Annotated in this window: 2 protein-coding genes (1 of these 2 cut by a window edge); both read right to left on the bottom strand. The window is 46.4% G+C overall.

Features of this window, described 5'->3' with window-relative positions; genetic code table 11:
- Positions 1-48 precede the first annotated feature (48 nt).
- The gene (pksM, locus tag BSU_17200) at positions 49-12,837 is read right to left on the bottom strand and encodes a trans AT polyketide synthase of type I involved in bacillaene synthesis (RefSeq protein ID NP_389601.3); all 12,789 of its coding nucleotides are present in this window, start codon (positions 12,835-12,837) and stop codon (positions 49-51) included.
- Positions 12,838-12,852: 15 nt separating this feature from the next.
- On the bottom strand, positions 12,853-20,471 hold the 3' portion of the coding sequence (gene pksL / locus BSU_17190; RefSeq protein ID NP_389600.3) for a polyketide synthase of type I (bacillaene synthesis). 5,998 nt of this gene lie beyond the right edge of the window; 7,619 of the gene's 13,617 nt are visible here — the last part of the coding sequence; its start codon lies beyond the right edge, outside the window; it ends in the stop codon at positions 12,853-12,855.

Below are 20,471 nucleotides of genomic sequence, written 5' to 3'. Positions count from 1 at the left end.
ACCTCAGAAATGGTTAATTCTCCTGATCTGAAGGCATCGAGAATTTCTTTATGATTCATACGATTTACTCCCTTCTATGATGTTTTGCACACTCTTAAAATCCAATTTCCCTAGCGCCACCTCTTGCATCAATCCAATGATTTGCTCGTCTGTATACGTGCCCTTTATGTGATGTGCTGCTGCGCTATGATTTTGTTTTTCCGCTTTTAAGGCCAAATGGTCAGATAGAGCTTGGACTGTCTGACATTCAAGGATTTCCCGGCCGGCCATCTTCAGCTGCGTGGTTTTTTCGATATGCCGCATCAATTTTCGGCCAAGAATTGAATCCATCCCATAATCCAGGAAGTTTCTTTTGAAATTGATTCGATCCTCAGATATGCCCAATTCTCGTGCTAAAAATTGAACAATGATCTTTTGAATATGGGTTTTGCCATTCGGCTCGTCAATCTCTGTTTTCATATCTTGTGAATGCTGTTTAACGGCCTCTGATTGCTGAGTGCCTGACGAAATCCAATACCGTTCCCTTGCAAATGGATAACCAGGTAAAGAAACCATCCGAACGTCATCGCCATCATGAAGGAGTTCCCAAGGAATCTGATATCCTTTCACCCAGCATTCCGCGATGTTTTCCAAATTTCTTTCTTTTGCGAGAGCTTGCAGAACTGCTTCATCTTGTTCTTCTAAAATCCCTTCTGTATATCCTGTATAAAGGGATCTCTGTTGGCCTGATACCCCACCATTCTTCATTGCTTCCACATATTCCTTCAATTTTCGCACCAATTGCTCCTGATTGTTTGCAACGATCGCGAGCCTTGCTTCCATGGCTTTTCTCCCAACCTGAAGCGTATATGCCACATCAGGTAAAGAAAGGTTATGATTCTGCTCCAGATACGCAATCATGCGGCAGGCAGCATCCTGAAGCCGATCGTCATTTTGGGCTGAAATCACAAAGATCTGCGGTGACCCTTGATGCCGCTGTGTGGACGGCTGATCATCCGGAATGTATTCTTCAATGACTGCATGTGCATTGGTGCCGCTGATTCCAGTCGTGCTGATCGTTCCCATCCTCGGCTTCTGATTTTTCTTGATCCACGAACGGTTTTCTTTGCAAAGCACAAATGGGCTTTCTTTAAACGGAATATACGGGTTTTCCGATTCACAGTGATGAGTGGCCGGAATGATCTGGTTTTTCATAGCCATCAGCATACTGATTAAAGCAACCGTTCCTGACGCTGCAAATGTATGTCCGATTAAAGGTTTAATTGAGCTGATCATACAGAATTGCTTCTGCTTCGTATATTTGCTGAACACGCTCGTTAACGCTTGGACCTCAAGCGGATCACCAAGATTCGAGCCGGTACTGTGCGCCATCACATATTGAATATCGAGCGGATTGATTTCATTTTTTTCATAAATGTTTTCGATCAATTCTGCCTGGCTAAAAGGATTTGGCGCAGTAATGCCGTTGGTTTTGCCATCGTAATTCACGCCGCTGGCCTTGATGCAGCCATAAATATGATCTTTATCTTCAATTGCCTTTGATAATGGTTTCAAGAGAACAGCAGCCACCGCTTCACCTGGCACAAGACCATTGGCATCCTGGTCAAACACTTTGCATTGTCCGTTCGGAGACAGCATTTCGGCCCTTGTCAGCGCCTCAAAAGACATGTGAGAAATATTCAAGCTGACGCCGCCCGCTAAAGCCATTTCACAATCCCCCTGACGCAGAGCTGAACATGCCTGGTGAATCGCCACCAGTCCAGATGAACATGCTGCTGTCAAAGCCATATTAGGCCCTTTTAAATCCAATGCGTATGCGATTCTCGCAGACAATGTGGCGTTTTGTGTTCCGTTAATGTAATCCGTATCTCCGGTTAGATGCGCATATTCCCCTTCTTCCACACCTACATAAACACCGCAGGATTTTCCTTTTATCCGATCTCCCATATAGCCGGCGTCTTCAAACGTGTGCCATGCTTCCTCTAGAAAAATGCGCTGACGCGGGTCCATGCTTTCGGCTTCTTTAGGCGATATTTGAAAAAACAGCGGATCAAACCGGTCTATGTCCTTCAAAAATGCACCCCACCTTGGCACTGCTTTTTCTGGATCTCTGTTAGCTCTCCCCCAGTCCCGGCGTTCGCCCGGAATGTCAGAGATACACGATTTACCGTTTTTCAGATTATCCCACAGCTCATGGACCGAATCAGCTTGAGGGAACCTGCCGCTCATGCCGATAATGGCAATAGGCTCATCGTGAACCTGCCGAATGCTTTTTTTACTGGCTTCTGGTTCTAAAGCTACAGGAATTACTGCATAAGCTTCAGGGGGCTTTTGCGCCTCTGATGCATCATCCCGGTAAAATGCTTCAATCAGCTCTTTATGATCGGTTAAGAAAAAGCTGATCAATTCTTGTAAAGTTGAATAGCCGAAAAATAAAGCCGGTGTCACTTCGATGTTGAAATGCTTTGATAACACGTTCGAGAATTTAGCCAAATAGATCGAATCAAATCCGAAGTCGGCCCAATTTTTGTTCAAATTCAGCTTGTCCTTTGAAATCTTAAGCAATGTGTGAATATGCTCTTTCAAGTCGTGTTCTAAACGCTTTTCAATGCTTAGTGTTTTTACCTCATCCTTGTTTTCTTGTGCTAGAGGGGCTTGAGTGGCCGGTTCTGGAATAGCTGGTTCAGTCATTCCTAAAAATCTGCTGACACGGCTGGGCTGACCGGCTATCACGAGATGCTGAGCATCCTGCTGAGCTAGGATGTGCTCAAACATACGGATACCTTCCTCGGCTTCTAGGAAGCGTTGGCCGCTTGATTTCAGGTACATATCCGTTGTTTCCTCATCACCGATCTTCATTCCGCCATCCTTCCACACAGGCCAGTTGATGACAAACGTTTTACCGTTATGCAGCTCATTTCTGTATTGTGCGTAAGCCATCTGAAACCTATTGCCAATCGCATAATCACAACATCCAAAATCCCCTAAAACCGCAGAAGAAGAAGAAAAATAACACATAAAATCAAGGTCTTCATTTTTAAGCCATTCATCAAGCGCTATCGTGCCGTTGATTTTCGGTTCAATGATGCGCTGGAAGCTTTCGATCTTTTTGTCAAAAATAGCAGAGTCGCTCTCGATTCCGGCTGCATGAATAACACCGTTGATGGCACCGAATCGGTCTTTCCCTCTTTTTACGCAGTCTCCCATTGCGATAGGATCAGACACATCTGCTTCTGCATACATCGCTTCGCCGCCTAGATCCTTTAATTCTTTTATTTGCTTTTGCTTCTCATCATTAAAAGGCGACCTCCCTGTCAAAATCAGGTTTGCGGCATAGTTTTTGGCCAAATGCTTGGCAAATAAATAACCAAGCCCTCCTACACCGCCTGTAATCAGGTAAGTACCGCCAGACTTCAATTTGCTGTTGTCCGGTTGTATCGTTGTCTGTTCAATGTGATTTACATATCGTTTCAGATTCTGATACAAAACCGTTTGTTCAGTTGAAGCCTGTAATTCTGCCCAGACTTTACGTGTCCAATCATCCATCGATCCTTGTTCCGCGGGCTGAAAGATTCCAGTCACTTTTGTGTGCGGAAGGACAAGCCCGAGTGAACGTTCGAAGCCAATCCATGATTCCAGATAACTTCGGTCAAGACTATCTTCAAAACATCCTGCCAGCAGCAGCCGTGAAGGATGAAGCTTTGCTGCGGACATACCTTGTAATAGGTAAACAATACAGGAATGGTCCTTTATACAGCGCTTGTCTTCCATAGGCCACATATAGAGGATTGCATCTGGCTCTCCAAGTTCTTCTTTAATGCTCTGGAAGGCCTTTTCAAAAGTAACGGGTTCTTGCCGCACAATCTGGTAGCTATATTCAGACTGTTTGCTGTACACTTCGCCCTGTGATATAAAAATGACCTTGGTGTCTTGATCAACGTTTTTCAGGGCTGAAGCAAATGCGTTTTGCTTTTCTCTTTCAGTCAGAAAACAGATGAGCGTTTTGATACGTTTCGATGTGAGAGTCGCCGGCTCTTCTTTCCACACTTCTTGAAACGTCATAACCTTGAAAGGTTCTTCTGTTTGCTGATCATGATCCTGTTCTATAGACACCGGGGCCTTTGCCGCGCCTGGTGCCCAGTAACGTTCTTTTGCAAATGGATATGCCGGAAGACTGATCCGGACAGGCGTTTGGGTGCCGTACAGCATGCCCCAGTCGAAAGACAAGCCTTTCACCCAAAGATCCAGCAGTTTCGTGTATTTCCCTTTGCTCATCCATGCTTCTATGATTTTTTCCGTATCCTCATCCGCTGATAAGACTGCTAACGCTTTTTTGTTATCATCGATGCGATCCAGATACAGGCTGTCTGCTTTGTTTTCGATAAAATCGTTCAGCTTTCTCTCAAGATCCTCTAGTGATTCCGCTATAAAGGCCAGCCGTTCCTCCATTGCTTCACGGCCTGTTTGCAAGGTATAGGCGATCCTGATCAGGTCTGTTTCGCAGTACCTTTTTTGTTTGATGGCTGTAAGCAGCTGTTCCGCTTTTTCTTGCAAACGTTCCATGTTTTTGGCCGACAGCACAATCAGCGCTGGAGGATGGTCTTTCGGCGTTTGCGCCCCCGTTCTTGGAATATATTCTTCCAGGATGATATGGGCATTGGACCCTCCGGCGCCAAAACTGCTCAAGCCAGCGCGCCTAGGCACCTCTTGCCCGCCAATCACCGGGCGTTTCCATTCACCAAGTTGCTGCTGAACGACAAATGGCGTATGGCTGAACTCGATGTTCGGATTCAACCGCTGAGCATGCAATGATGGCGCAATTTGGCCATATTTAAACTGAAAAAGTATTTTTGTCAGCCCTGCAATTCCGGCTGCACTTTCACAATGGCCGATATTTGATTTGCTGGAGCCGATCGCACAAAACTGTTTCTCCTGCGTATCTTTCTCGAATGCTTTTGTTAACCCCGCTATCTCAATCGGATCTCCTAATGCAGTGCCTGTTCCATGCGCCTCTAAATAACTGATGGTTCGGGCAGGAATGTCGGCGCGCTCAATTGCTTCTTTAATCACCTGTGCCTGTGCATGAGGATTTGGAACCGTGTATCCATTTGTTTTTCCTCCGCTATTAATGGCACTTGCCTTTATCACACCGTAAATATGGTCACCGTCCGCTATTGCTTGCTGCAGCGGCTTTAACACAATGGCGCCTACGCCTTCACCGTCGACAAATCCATCTGCATCATCGCCGAATGATTTACATGTATCACTAGCAGAGAGCATATTCATGACAGATAAATTCTGATAGTGAACCGGGTCGACAACTAAATTGACACCGCCGGCAATGGCACAATCACTCGATCCGCTATAGATGCTTTCCAGCGCTAAATGAATCGCTGTCAGGGAGGATGAGCAGGCTGTATCGACTGCAAGACTCGGGCCTTGGAAATTCAGTAAATAGGATATTCTGTTGGCGATAGACCAATAGCCGTAGCCAGTCGGATAATTTTTGTTCATGACTCCGGCAAAGACGCCGATTTTTCTGCTTGAACAGAGCGAGTCAGGCGTGTATCCCGCGTCTTCAATACTTGCATAAGCGGTTTGCAGAAATAATCGCTCCTGAGGGTCCATTCTTTCTGCCTCAAGCGGAGAAATCTGAAAGAATAATGGGTCAAACTTGTCCATATCCTTGATAAATCCGCCCCATTTCGTATAAATTGATCCTTCTTTTCCTTTTTCTTTATCGTAATAAGCTTTCCAATCCCAGCGATCTTTCGGAATTTCCTCAATACAATTTCTTCCTTCTTTTAGGTTGTTCCAAAAGTCTTCTGCTGTTTCCGCCTGAGGATAGCGTCCAGAAATGCCGATAACGGCAACGTCACGGCTTGCAAGAGTGTTTGTCGGTGTTTCTTTCTCCCCGCTGAAGCCAAGCTTGCGAAAGCGCCGTGTTCTTTTAGCGGCCTGATCAGGTTTCTGTGAAGATTGGGTTCTGCTTTCGGCCGGTGTATGTTGTTGAACTTGACGGTCAAGACCTGTTAATTTCATCAGAGCTTCTGTTTTTGTTTTGATGAAATGCTCCACTAATGCGTCAATGGTCTGGTACTCGAAAAATAAAGTGCTGCTTACATGGTCAAATTCTTTACGCAATGTATTCGTCAGCTGGACAACAACGATAGAATCAATACCGTACTTTTCAAGAGGTTCAGATGACTCAATCTTTCCTGCAGGAATTTTCAACGTTTCCCCGATTAGTTTTTTCATATATTCTGTGCTTTTTTCTCTTAGGAGAGCATGTTTCGATTGTCCAGCTTCCTCTGAATCTATGGTATGAATGTAGGCTGGCTCCTGATTAGACGCTTGTGAAACAACCTTCTCCGGCAAGATCACATTTTTCATCATACGTCGAACCAGCCCGTTGCTTGAGGCTGCGACGATTTGGTGACTCAGATCATGTGCCGCCTCGGCCGGGAAAAAGACAGATTCAAAGCCTTCGCTTTCAAGTGCCGCTTTCCAGCTGTCAGGATGTAAGCCTGGACAGCCGGGAATCCGCACTGCAGGATCTTCATACAGCCACCAGCCTTCCAAAAGACCAAAGGTGATGTGAGGGAACAGGCTGTTTCCCGCCATTTCATTCAGCAGCAGCATTCCGTTGTTTTTCATTACCGCTTTTGTATGCCGCAGTGTTTGACGGATATTTTTTGTTGCGTGAAGGACATTAGCGGCAATGACGACATCATAGCCTCCCGCTTCAAATTCCTGCTGATCAATCGGTTTTTCCACATCAAAAAGCTGATATGTCAGGTACGGATTTTCCGCCCCATATTCCTTTTCTGCATGCAGCAAAAATGCTTTAGACAGATCTGTATAGCAATATTCATTGATGTGCTTTTGATATGGTTTCAGTTTTTCAAAGATTCCGGCACTCGTGCCGCCTGTGCCTGCGCCTATTTCCATAATGCGAATCGATGCCTCAGGGTCGTGCTTCAGACGTTCATCCAGATAAGCTAATAATGTATCGGCAAGCACTTTATTAAAATAGTCTGCCACTTGGTTATGCTTATAAATGCCTTCCACCAGTTCCATCGAGGAATGCGGGAACATGATATCTGTTGCAGGGACTTTCCCTGTCAAAATATCCGGTAATGCTTGCAGCATGGCCTCTGCTAATACAACCATCGCCTTTGTCTCGCTGTCTTTAAGCCACTTTTCTTTTTTCGCGTTCCATTCTAGCCAAAGCAGCTCGATATCCTCTGCTTGGTCCTTCCTCACCAATGAATCTCCAACTTTCTTAAGATAGCCATGCTGCAAGAGAAATTCGCTGCTTTGCCGAATCCATTTTCCATAAAATTCACGAGTCTTATATTGTTGAAGACGTTCAACCGATAATGTATAACCATCAAACAGCTCGGCTGTTTGCAGCTGTCCTAACAACAGCCTGTAAAGAAGATCATCAAGCTCTTCATGTGTCACTCTTTGAAATCGTCCCGTAGTCGGCAGACGCTCCATCAGGCTCTCTGCATCTGCTGAAGGTTGCTCTGGATAAAGAGTGATGAATTCATTCTGATTCACGCCTTCGACTGCTACAGGCTTTGTCGTATGAATGAAAGCTGTTTGGCTGACTGGCCCAGAAAGCAGTGCTTCCAGCGCCTTCATAGCCTCCGCGGGCTCAATTAAACCTAAGCCGATTTGATTCATGAGCTGTACATAATGTTCATCCTCAGCCGCTTCACTATTCCCCCAATATCCCCAGTTCATGACTTTTACAGGGCATGCCCAGCTCTGAGAAAGCTGGTGAGCAAAAGCATCTGCAAATGTACAGCCAGAGGCATAATGGCTTTGCTTCACATTTTTGATATGGGCTACAAGCGAAGAGAAGAATAAAACAAAATCTACATTCTCCTGGCGGAACACTTGGGCCATCCGAATACTGACATCGATCTTCGCCGCCAGTCCAGCGGTGAATTCTTCCGGCTTCATTTTTTCCAGGCTTTGCTCAAATAAAACCATCGCAGAGTGAACAATCCCGTGAATATGAGGATGACGTTTTTTCACTTGTTCATAAGCCTGCTGCAGTGAATGCTTATCGGCTGCATCGGCTGCAATGTAGAAAGGCTCAGGGCCAAGCGCCGAAAGTCGGTCTATTTTTGACTGGATGGCAGCATTAAGTTGACTTCGCCCAATCCAAACGATTTGCGCCTGGTAGCGGCGGATCATGTACTCACTCCACGCCTCTCCGATATACCCGGCTCCTCCGATGACCACATAGACTCCGCCTTTCCGATATAGCGTGTCGCCTGACAGTGAGGACCGATATGGGATCAATTGCTGCTGATGCCATTGCTGATTACGATAGGCCCAAGCATGGCCAAGGCGGTCAGCTGGGAGCGCAAACATGTGATTTACCGGCCATGTGCAGCCTTTTTCAAGATCGAGAAGACGGATTTTCCAGTGTGGATATTCCTTTGCCATTGTGCCGGCAAGCCCATGAATGCTTGCATGAGCGGGTTGTACTGCCTCATGTTGCGTAACCGGCTGCGCTTGGACGGTCACAAGAGACCATTCAAGTTGTTTCTCGCCATAGCCTAATTGCAGGCATGCTTTCACAAGCTTAAATAAGTGAAGAACAGCTTCTTCTTGTCCATCACTACCTATACTTCCCCGGTGTGACGGGGCAATCCACAATACATGGTCAATGCTTCCGTACGCTTGCAGTTTGTCCGCTATTGCCTCAATGTCATCTGCAGGGCGGATATCGACAAAGGAAATTTGCGGATAATGATGCTTTATGAAAGTCCGATCAGCTTCAGCAGCTCCGCATAAAACAGCTCTTTTACCAGCAAACGAAGCATTATCCTCCGCTTCTAGAGAGACTGGTTCCCAGACGGGGATCATCACCGTATGCCCGGTCAGCTGAGAATCAGTTAATAGTTGCGGCTTTGAATGCTGCTCTCCATCAAGTGCCCGCATCGAGGCACCCTTCATTCGCACACAAACACGTCCGTTCTCATCACATAAATCAATGTCATACTTTCTGACTTTGTTCTCCGCTTTACTGTCTGAACTGTATCGAATATAAGACCATATCTTCTCTGGACATGGGCTGAAAATATCAACCTCCTGTAACGCAAATGGAAGAGACAGCGTCTGAGCTTGTCCAGCGGCATTGACTGAGCTAACGATAAAACCGACTGTGGCATGGAACGCGGAATCCATCAAACTCGGGTGGAGCGCAAAATGCTGCTTGTCGTTTTTTAGAAAAGCGGGTAACGAGATTTTTGCAAGCAATTGATCTTTGCCGACATAGACTTTTTCAATCCCTTGATAGCCCTCGCCATAGTCAAGCCCAATCTTTCGAAACGCTGCATAGCATTGTTCTGACGTCACTGTGTCCAGGCTGCATTCTGTCTGTATTGATGAAAGGTTTAAAATGGAAGTCTCCGCTTCATCTGAAATGACAGCGCGACCTTGGCAGTGTATCGTCAGGGCTTCTTCTTTATGTTCAGAGCTGCTATAAATATCAAAGGAAATGTCCCCGTTATCCTCAGGAAAAAGGCCAATATGTATTTCTTTTGGTTCACTTTCTATCGTGATAGGACGCACCCACACAATGTCTTTAAGCGACACCACTCTTTGTTCGCCGTCCAGATCGCCTGCAGCTTTTTCCGCTGCTTCCCTTGCCATTTCTAAATAGGCAACGCCCGGCAAAATTTTCTGTCCCTGTACAACATGATCTGACAGGAAAAATTCCGTGCCTGTAAATACAGAGCTAAAGCGCTGCTCAGTAAAGTCTGATGTATTGCGGTGCACCAGCGGATGTAAGATATGATTCACAGTGCTGGTTTTCATTTCAGGAACCGAGATCCAGTAGCGCTCCCTTGCAAACGGATAGGTCGGAACACTGATCTTAAGCGGCTTGCGATCGCCGTATAGGTCGTCCCAGGTGACCCGCTTTCCTTGAACCCATGCTTTCGCCATTTCCATCATTTCACTGTCTCTTATCAAATTGTTATTCAGCGCATTTACCGATGCTAGCCCAGCCGCCTCCTGATTCTCCTTGGCTCGTCCGGTCCAGCAGCCCTCGATCTCTTCTTCGCCATTGGCAAACGCCCGAAGTTTAGCCGTTAAATCTTTTATGTCTTTTACAATGAAGGCCGCACGCTCCTCCATTTCAACCCGTCCTGCCTGCATGGTATAAGCTAACGCTAAAAGATTGACGTCCTCGCTAAGAAAATCAAGAAGTTTAAGAGCGTAAGCCTGCAGACGATCTTTGTTTCTCGCAGACAAAGGTATCACTATTTCTTCATTTTTCGTTAAAATCGTCTCTGAATGGCTCTCTGCCGGAATATATTCTTCCAAAATAAGATGCGCATTTGATCCTGAAGCGCCAAACGAACTTAAACCGGCACGGCGGGGATATGTGACGTCCACCCCGTTTTCTGTAAAAGATGGCTGCTCCCATTCCTTTGTTTCATGCTGGACAAAAAATGGGGTTTGATCAAGCTTCAAATAAGGATTCAGCTCTTCTGAATGTAATGACGGCACCAAGGTTTTATGATGCAGCTGCAGGACAGTCTTCGTTAAGCCGCTAATGCCGGCTGCAGCTTCAGCATGGCCAATATTTGATTTCACAGAACCGATTGAACAGAATTGCTTGTCCTGCGTATTGCGGCTGAAAGCTTTTACTAACCCCTGTACTTCAATCGGATCTCCCAATGAGGTGCCAGTGCCATGGGCTTCAACATAGCTGATGGTGCGCGGATCAATTCCTGTTTTTTCTAGACATGCTTCGATTACATCAGCTTGAGCTACCGGGCTCGGTACTGTAATTCCGCTTACTTTTCCTACATGATTTATCGCACTGCCTTTGATGACAGCATAGATTCGGTCACCGTCCTGTTCAGCTTTTCGCAGCGGTTTTAGCAATACTGTGCCGACACCTTCTCCAGATACGTAGCCATCCCCGCCTTTGCCGAAAGTATGGCAATAGCCGTCACTTGAGTGCATCCCTACACTGCCATAGCTGATATATTTAGCCGGATGCAGTGACAAATTGACGCCTCCGGCAAGCGCGGCCTCGCATTCTCCATTCCGGATGCTCTCTATTGCCAGATGAACCGCAGTTAATGAGGAAGAGCAGACCGTGTCCACCGCCATGCTTGGGCCGTGGAAATTACAATAGTAAGAGACCCTGTTGGCGATTTGCGCATAATTCAGCGATAAAGGAAATGGATTGTGTTCTGATAGAGCTTCAGCTCCTATAAGAGAATAGTCCTTATGCATAACGCCGGCAAACACACCGACATGCTGTCTTTTATTTTCTCCCTGCGGTGAAGCAATTGTCTCTGGTGTATAACCCGCATCTTCAATAGCTTCCCAGCACGTCTCTAAAAATAAGCGTTCCTGAGGGTCCATCATTTCCGCTTCACGCGGAGAGATTCTGAAAAATTGAGGATCAAAGCAATCAGCCTCCTCGATAAAGCCGCCCCATTTCGAGAGCGGCTTGCCTGCAGGTGAATCCAGTCCATCGCTTTCTTTCCATTCCCAGCGTGAGTTTGGAATCTCTGTGATGCAGTCGGTACCCGCTTTAAGCTGTTCCCAAAATTCCTGTATATTTTTCGCCTTAGGATAGCGTCCCGCCATTCCGATAATGGCTATGTCCTCCCCGATCTCTGGTGAAGAGGTAACACCATCAATTGGTGAAGGAGATTGGCGGACAGCATCGTCCGCCTCTCCAATTGAATAGTGATCAGCAAGATGAGCAGCTAGTTCTGCAATTGTTGTAAATTCAAACAGCAGTGTCGGAGCAAGATCCGCCCCAACCTTATCTCCAATTTCCTGAACCACGGTAAGCAATGACGAAGAATCCAGACCAAGCTCATAGTACCCAGCGTGGATATCCATTTGTTCTGCCGGCCTTTCAAGCTGCTTAGCAAGCAGCTGACGCAAATACATTTCAAATGCGGGATAGTCCCGACTGATGTTCTGAGAGACAGCAGCTCTTTCTTCTTGAATTTCTTTTGCAGAATGAAAGGCTGACATATTCCGTACAGACTTGCCTGCAAATTGTTTCAGCTCGGCCACTTTTTGTCCTGCTGAATTAAAATATTCAATCGTCATATAAGTGAGTTCTTTCTTTTGGCGCACAGATGAGGAGAGGATCCGTGCTGTACATCCTTTTTGCAATCGTTCTGAAGCAGAAAACGATTCATAATACAATGGCAGGTACATCGTTTGATCTGAGATCAGGCAGCTTGAACCTATGCCGCTGCCGTCAATAAGCGTCGGATGAAACAGAAAAGCATCAGAATGACGCAATGCTTCCTGTCCGACTGCTAAATCAATTACAGCCCCCTCTTTGGCTTCATAAATCTGTCCTTCCGCCTTCATCATGCCGGTATGCACTAACTCTTGAGATCGGCATTGTTCATAGATTTCATCTAAATTCAGAATCCTGTCAGCTGTACTTTTCCACTGATTAAGGTCTATTGATTCGGCAAAAGCGGTTTGCTCTTTACGATGCATGTCAGCAGTCACATATTGTCTCTTGTCAGATAGTGATTCTCCATGCTGTTTTTGTCCGTCGATGATGATGGACCATGTCCCTTCCTTTCTTTCAGACACGTGAATGGTCAGGGCAATGTCATATGACTCATCTGCGATCAAAGGGTAAAAAATGGTTAGGTTTTTTAATTCAAGCTCTTGGTATGCATAACCATGTTCCTGGAATACTTGGTAGATTAAATCTATATAAGCAAGGCCGGGTAATAACGCTTGTCCATATACCTTGTGGTTGGACATGATTGGATTATTTAATGAAATGTGCAGTTGTTCAGTTATCATTTTCCCACTCCTCTCTTATTTGAAAGTTTTCCAAAACATATCTTTAGAAGCCCCTGTGTCTGAATGCACTTTTTTCTGCACGTTTTGAGCTGATGGTTTGATTAAAACGGGCTGCCTATTTAATTCCGGCAAAGGCAGAGGTTTTCTTCTAATTGGACGCTCAGCCGAGTCTCTCCAACCTTCTATAATGAGATGGGCGTTCGTTCCGCCATCTGCAAAACAATTAATTGCCGCAGCCGGCGTTGTCTCCTTCCACTCGGCTTGCGATCTGCTGAAATACAAATCTGTTTTTTCTATATCAAAATACGGCATATTTTCATTACCTGACAGGAACGGAACCAATTGTCTATGCTTCAGCATTAAAGCTACTTTAATCAGGCTCGCAATTCCCTCTGCACATAATGGATGGCCGATGTTAGGTTTCACCGATCCCAGCCCTAACGGAGCCTTTGATTCAGAACGGTAAATGGACTGGATTGCCTTTAATTCAAGTAAATCTGTTACTGCCGACCCCGATCCGTTCGCTTCGAGATAGCTGATCTCTTCAGTCTTTTTGCCGCTTTTTTCAAGCGCTGACAGCATGACGTCCTTTTGTGCCTCGAGATTCGGAGATGATGGGCCTGCCGTTCTTCCGTCATTATTAATCGCAGCGGCTTTAATGACTGCATATATGGAATCTCCGTCTTCAACCGCTTGGTTGACGGTTTTGACGAGAACCATGCCCACGCCTTCTCCTAAAATGACACCGTCTGCCCGCTTATCAAAAATATGGAATGACGGTTTGTCACATAAAAGTCCGCGCTCATGAAACATTCGATGCGCATCAGCATCAAGCAAACTGACGCCGCCTACAACCGCTGCCTCAATATCTCCGCTTCGCAGAGCCTGAATGGCCATATTCAGCCCCACCAGTGCAGAGGAACAAGCGGTATCCAGGACAATACTCGGTCCCTTCAAGTCAAAAAATTGTGAGATGTTAGCCGCTAAATAGTTTTGTCCACCAGCGACTATCGGATTTTTTGCTTTTGAAAGACTGGCCGGATCAGGCTTGTGCTGGCTGCGGCCTCCTATATAAACACCAGCCCTCATGCCTTTCACTTCTTTCTCTGTATAACCCGCGTGATACCATAGCTTCAAGCTTTCCTCCAATACAGCCAAAGCTTGAGGGTCCATCGCTCTGACATCGCTTTCGGACATCATGAAGAAATCATGATCAAATCGGTTCATTTCATCAATGAGGCCCGCGTAATTCGAGCTGGAGTTCCCGAATCGTTCAGGCGGAACAGGCGCAATCGCAGACCGTCCATCACGTATTAAATCCCAGTATTCCTCTAGGGTTTCTGCTCCCGGGAACCTGCAACTAAGACCGATGATAGCGATGTCCTCAGCAAGAAGTGCCGTTTTTTCATGGCTTATCTGTTGCGGCCGCTGTTCTGGCACCAGCTTCTGTTTCATTGCTGATTGCGGCTTGAGAGGTGTCTGTTTCTCAGGAACAGATGGCTGTAAAACAGCTGATATGTCATATTTCGAAATGAGCCAGTGTGCAAAGGATTCTATTGTCGGGTATTCAAACAAGATTGACGGATCAATATCTCCATTTAATTGTTGGTTCATCTGCTGTACCAGCTGGGCCAATATAATCGAGTCGATTCCGTATTCTTGGAAAGGTTCATCCGTTTCAAAGTCTTCTGCAGCTATTTTCAGTTCATCTGAAAAAAGAGTTACGAGCCAGTCGACTGTTTCAGGGAACAGGTTGCGAGTGCTGGTTTGCTCTTTCGTCTCAGGATGCGAGAGAGCTTCGACAGGCAATGACGGCTGCATCAGCTTATCCGGCTTCCAAACGTTTGTATCTGGTACTGCCGGCAGCACGACAGCATACTGTCTGTCTGATAGAATCTGGTCAAGCAGCTGTAATCCCTCGTCGTTTGTCAAACTGATCAATCCAGTTTGTTCTAAAGCTTTGCTTCGAACCTCGCCTAAACCGGTCTCCTTCCAGTTAGGCCACTGAATGCTTACAATGGGACATTTATCTTGATGAGCCTCCGCAAAATAATCCATAAAAGCATTTGCCATCGCGTAATCAGCTTGTCCTGCTGCTAGTGCAGGGATGGCCGCTGATACTGATGAAAACAAGGTGAAAAACGCCAATGGTTCATCTTGAAGCAGGTCAAACAACGTTTGCAGACCTTCGACTTTCGGTTCAAGCACCTGTCCGATCTCTTCTAGTGATTTTCTGATAAAAGCCGGGTTTTGTTTGTTCACCATCCCGGCACAATGGATGACTCCGCCAATCGCCCCCATTGTTTCGTGTATTGTCTTCAGGCTCTGTTCGACAGCAACCCTGTCTGTGAGATCCAGAGACAGCACCTGAACTTGCGCACCCATGTCTTCTAGCTCTTGAACGGCTTTTATTTTCTCGGCAAGCGAGGAAATTTTTACCGAATTCCACTGGTCACGCGGCGGAAGCTCTTCACGGCCGATAAGGACCAGCCGCTTAACGCCGTATGTTTTCACAAAATGCCGCGCACACAGCAAGCCGAGACCTCTTGTCCCGCCTGTAATAAGCAGGACTTTGTCTGTTGAAAACGATACTTGCTTATGACTTAGAGCGGCTTCTGCTGGCTGCTCTGTCAAATATGCGCGATATCGCTGTCCGTTTCGATAACAGACTTCTGATTCTGTGCTCTTGGCATAATATTCAACTGCAATCAGTCTGGCCAGCTCCTCATGAGAGGCTTCGCATTCCATATCTGCATGTCTTGAAGTAAGATGGCTGTACTCACTTTGAAGCATGCGGTATAAACCGGCCCGTGAAGCACCAGACAAAAGAACACCCTCATTTGCGTAGGCCTCCAGCCCCTTTGTTACACCCAAGACCGTCAAATGATGCTTGCTTGCACGTCCTTGCTCGATCAGCTTTTGGAGCCAGTTTATCCAGCCCATAGAATGCTCATGGCTCGTTCCGCACCCGATCAGATCGATTGCTCCAGCAACGTGTTCATAGTCAGCAGCAGATACCCGATCCAGCTCTTGGCTGTCAAATATACGGTATGTCGAGAAATACGCCGAAAGCTCTTCCGCTAATGCCATTGTCTCCTCATTTGCCAAAATGGCGACGGTTTGATTCGTCATTTCTGCCGGTTCAATCGGACAAGGCTGCCACTGTTTACGCAGAAAGCAGCGCTTTGGCATCAGTTCGAATTGAGGCATTGCTGTAGCAATGGTTTCGGGTTCGCCTTCTTGAGTTGGCAGCCAGTAATACTCTTCCGCGAACGGATAAGCAGGCAGGCTGATTCGGCGAGGCGTGTATTCCCCATAAAGCTTGTTCCAATCTATCTGCAGCCCTTTCACCCATAGCTCTGCTACTTTCTCCAGCCTTTTTTTCTCTATCCATGTTTGCAGCAATGCTTTGGCATCATGATCCGTTTCAAACAGCTTGATTTCGCTCTTCTTCGTTTTCACGTGAGCAGCAAATATGCTGCCGTTCGGCATTTCAGCCAAATAATCATCTAAAGCTTTGATCAGCATTTCTCTCGAATCCGCCAAAAACGCCATGCGATAATCCATTGCTTCCCGGCCCGTCTGAAGTGTGTATGCCATATCCTCCAGATCGATATCTTCATTGGAAGTTACGAAATCTTTCATTGCTTCCGCATAGGCCTTCAATTGCTTCTCTTTTTTCGCTGAGAGTACAAATAATGCTGAGCGGTGCTGCTTTGTTAATCGATCGTTCCTCTTTTCAGGCTGATATTCCTCTATCACAATATGGGCATTCGTTCCGCTATATCCGAAGGAGCTCACACATGCTCTCCGCGGTTTTCCATCAGCCGTTTCCCAAGGCTTAAGCTCCGTATTTACGTATAAAGGAGAATGCTCAAATTCAAAATGCTCATTCGGTGTCGTGAAGTTCAATGTCGGCACAAGTGTTTTATGATTCATGCACAATAACACTTTTTGAACCCCGGCTACTCCTGCCGCCGCGGATGTATGGCCAATATTGCTTTTGACGGAACCGATTGCGCAAAACTGCTTTTTGTCTGTTTTTTCTTGAAATACGGTGGACAGAGCTTCTAATTCAATTGGATCGCCTTGTTTTGTTCCTGTGCCGTGCATCTCGACATAACTGATACTCTCAGGATGTATGCCGTATGTTTCATATATGTCTCTTTCCAGATCCATTTGGCTTTTCGCACTCGGTGCCGTGATTCCGTTTGTTTTCCCGTCCTGATTAATACCCGAGCCAATGATGATGCCATAAATATGGTCACGGTCCGCTTCCGCATCTTTCAGCCTTTTCAATACCAGCGCACCCGCACCCTCGCCGGGCACAAAACCATTCGCGCCATTGTCAAATGCTTTACATTGTCCATCAGGTGAAAGCATGCCGGCCTCACACATACTCATGTAAGATTCCGGCGTCAGGTATAAGCTGACCCCGCCGACCAGCGCCATATCAATTTCTTTGTTTATAAGTGCCTGGCGCGCTAAATGAGTGCCGACCAATGAAGATGAACATGCGGTATCAATAGGAATCGCTGGCCCTTTTAAATTTAGAAAATACGGAATACGCGCCGCTGCGATCGCAAAGCTGTTTCCGGTGGCATTTGCTCTTGACTGCCGATTCAGCATGACCCCGTATTCATTGCTCATAATGCCGAGATATACACCGCATTTTTTCTCATTTAAAGTTCGGGCGTTGTACCCAGCGTCCTCAAAGGCTTTATAGCCTTCCTGCAAAAAGATTCGATGCTGCGGGTCCATCAGTTCAGCTTCTGACGGCGGAATATTAAAAAACAACGGATCAAAATGTTCAATATCATCAAGCATCCCCATTGATTTGCAATAGACTTTCCCTTTTTTGTTGAGGACAGGATCATAGTATTTGTCAACATCCCACCGTGATGTTGGAATGTCCCGAATGGCATTTCTCGCATGAACCAGGTTATCCCAGTACTCTCTTACATTACGAGCGCCCGGGTATCTTCCCGACATCCCGACAATCGCTATCGCATCCTCCGGGCGGTCTTGAAGAACAGGAACCGTTTTCTTCTCATGTTCTTTCTTTATTGGATGTTGAACAGGCTGTAGTGGCCGTTCTGCCGGCTTTGGATGAGATGATGCTGCTGGCTTTTGCTGGGCTGCTTCGAAAGAGTCAGTATGCTCTATCTTTCTATCAAGATGAGTTCCAAGCTCGGACTTTAGCATTTCGGCAAAATCACGTATCGTTGGATAATCATATACTCTGGTTACCGTAAAAGACGTTCCGTATTGCTTGTTCACCGCTTTTATCCATTCGAGTCCGGTAATCGAGTCCATTCCGATATCTATGAACGCTTCGTCAATATCCACCTCGTATGGCTCCATGTATAACACGTCTGCTATGCTTTCCCTCAAGTTTTCATGCAGCGTTTCAATTGCTACAGTATATTGTCTTGATGCAGATATTTCTGCCGCTGCATATTGAATCGTTTCTTCAGCTTCCTCTTGCACTGGCTGATGATGTTCTAACGGCTGCAGAGATATATTAGCCGGTTTAGCAGCAGGTACCACTGTTTTTTGTCTGATCGGCGTGTACGTCTCCGTTTGTTTTTTCTCCCCAGCTTGTGTGCTTAACTCGTGTGCTAAGTAAACAGCGAAATCACGTGTTGTCGGATAATCATATACCTTTGTGACATTTAGTGATGTGCCATACTGTTTATTTATTGCTTTTATCCATTCGAGCCCGGTAATCGAGTCCATACCGATATCTATGAATGCTTCGTCTGGATCAATCTCGTTTTGGTCCATGTACAGCACTTCCGCTAAGCCCGCTGTCAGTTCATCGCACAAGGCTTCCGCCGTGATCGTCTCTGTTTCTGTATCTGATGGAACACGCTCTAAACGATCCTGATTGGTCATTAAAGGCTGTAACGTAATATTGGCAGGCTTGCCACTGGCTTCTCTGTCTACAGACGGCTTCGGAATAACGGGCTGTACTGGAGCGAATGGCTCCTCCGTTCTTTTTTCCTCAGCCTTTGCATTTACGTCTATCCAATAGCGATCTCTTGCGAAAGGATAGGCAGGTAAACTGATGCGCCGCGGTTTTTGATCCTGATATAGCGTGCTCCAGTCGATTCGCAAACCTCTTACCCACAGGTCTAAAACCTTCGCATATTTTCCTTTTTGCAGCCATGCCTCAATTGTTTTTGACATATCCTCATCAGCAGCAAAAGCAGCAATGGCTTCTTTGTTGCTCTTTACTTGTCCGCGATAGACATATTCACGATTTTCTGTTCCGGAGATACATTCATACAGCTTTTCTTCAAGCTCTTGCATCGTTTCCGCAACGAACGCCAGCCGTTCTTTCATCGCTTCCCGGCCGACTTGCAGCGTATAGGCAATTCGGTGTAAATCTGCTTCAACATATGTTTGTTCACGAATGGCATGCAGCAATCGCTCCGCGCGTTTCTGAAGTCTTTCCTCATTTTTTGCTGAGAGCACAATGACAGCCGGCTGTTTCCTCGCTGGTAAACGTTCCTCCACAGGTTCCGGAGCATACTCTTCTATTAAAATATGGGCGTTCACACCCCCGGCACCAAATGAAGAGACTCCTGCGATTCTCGGTAATTCGATGTCTTTGCCATTGACACTGATGATCGGCCTCTTCCACTCTTCTAGCTCTTGCTGTACTTTAAACGGCGAGTTAAGGAAATCAATATTCGGGTTCAGCACGTTTGAATGCAGGGAAGGCGCAAGCTGCCTGTATTTCATTTGGAGCAATACCTTCGTTACTCCTGCAATACCTGCCGCACTCTCACAGTGCCCGATATTTGATTTGGCTGACCCTATTGCACAAAATTGTTTGTCATCGGTTTCTTGCGTAAACACTTTGGACAGCCCTGTGATTTCAATAGGATCACCGAGAGAGGTTCCCGTGCCGTGGGCTTCGATGTAACTGACTGTCCGCGGATCAACCTTCGCTTCCACAAACGCCTTTTTGATGACATCTGCTTGGGCATTCGGATTGGGCACTGAGTACCCGTTTGTTTTTCCCCCGTGGTTGATGGCTGTCCCCTTAATGATTCCATAAATGTGATCACCATCTTCAACTGCTTTAGACAATGGCTTCAAAAGCACTGCTCCAACGCCTTCCCCCGGCACATAGCCGTCTCCGCCCTGTCCGAAGCTTTCACATCGGCCTTTGCTGGACATAAATTTGTTCTGCCCGAGCATCAAATATTTATTTGGATGGATTGACACATTCACGCCGCCCGCGAATGCCGCCTCACATTCTCCGCGCTGCAGGCTTTGGCAGGCCAAGTGGATAGCCGTTAAAGAAGAAGAACACATGGTGTCTAAAGCAATACTCGGTCCGTGAAAATCAAAATAATAAGATACCCGGTTCGCGATGGATGATGGATTTCCCGTTAAAGCCAGAGACCTTCCCCGCACCTGCTCTTGTGCCCCGTACAGCTGATATTCTTCGTACATGACACCGACGTAAACACCGACGCTTCCGCCAAGCTCAGCATCACGCTTACGGCCGAGGTGCTCTCTTGTATAGCCTGCGTCTTCCATCGTTTCATACACGCACTGCAAAAATAAACGCTCTTGCGGGTCCATTAATTTTGCCTCACGCGGCGAAATATGGAAAA

It is taken from the genome of Bacillus subtilis subsp. subtilis str. 168 (assembly GCF_000009045.1).
GTDB classification, from domain to species: domain Bacteria; phylum Bacillota; class Bacilli; order Bacillales; family Bacillaceae; genus Bacillus; species Bacillus subtilis.
Note: the sequence above shows the minus strand (reverse complement) of the source record. Positions and strands in the feature narration are given on the sequence as shown.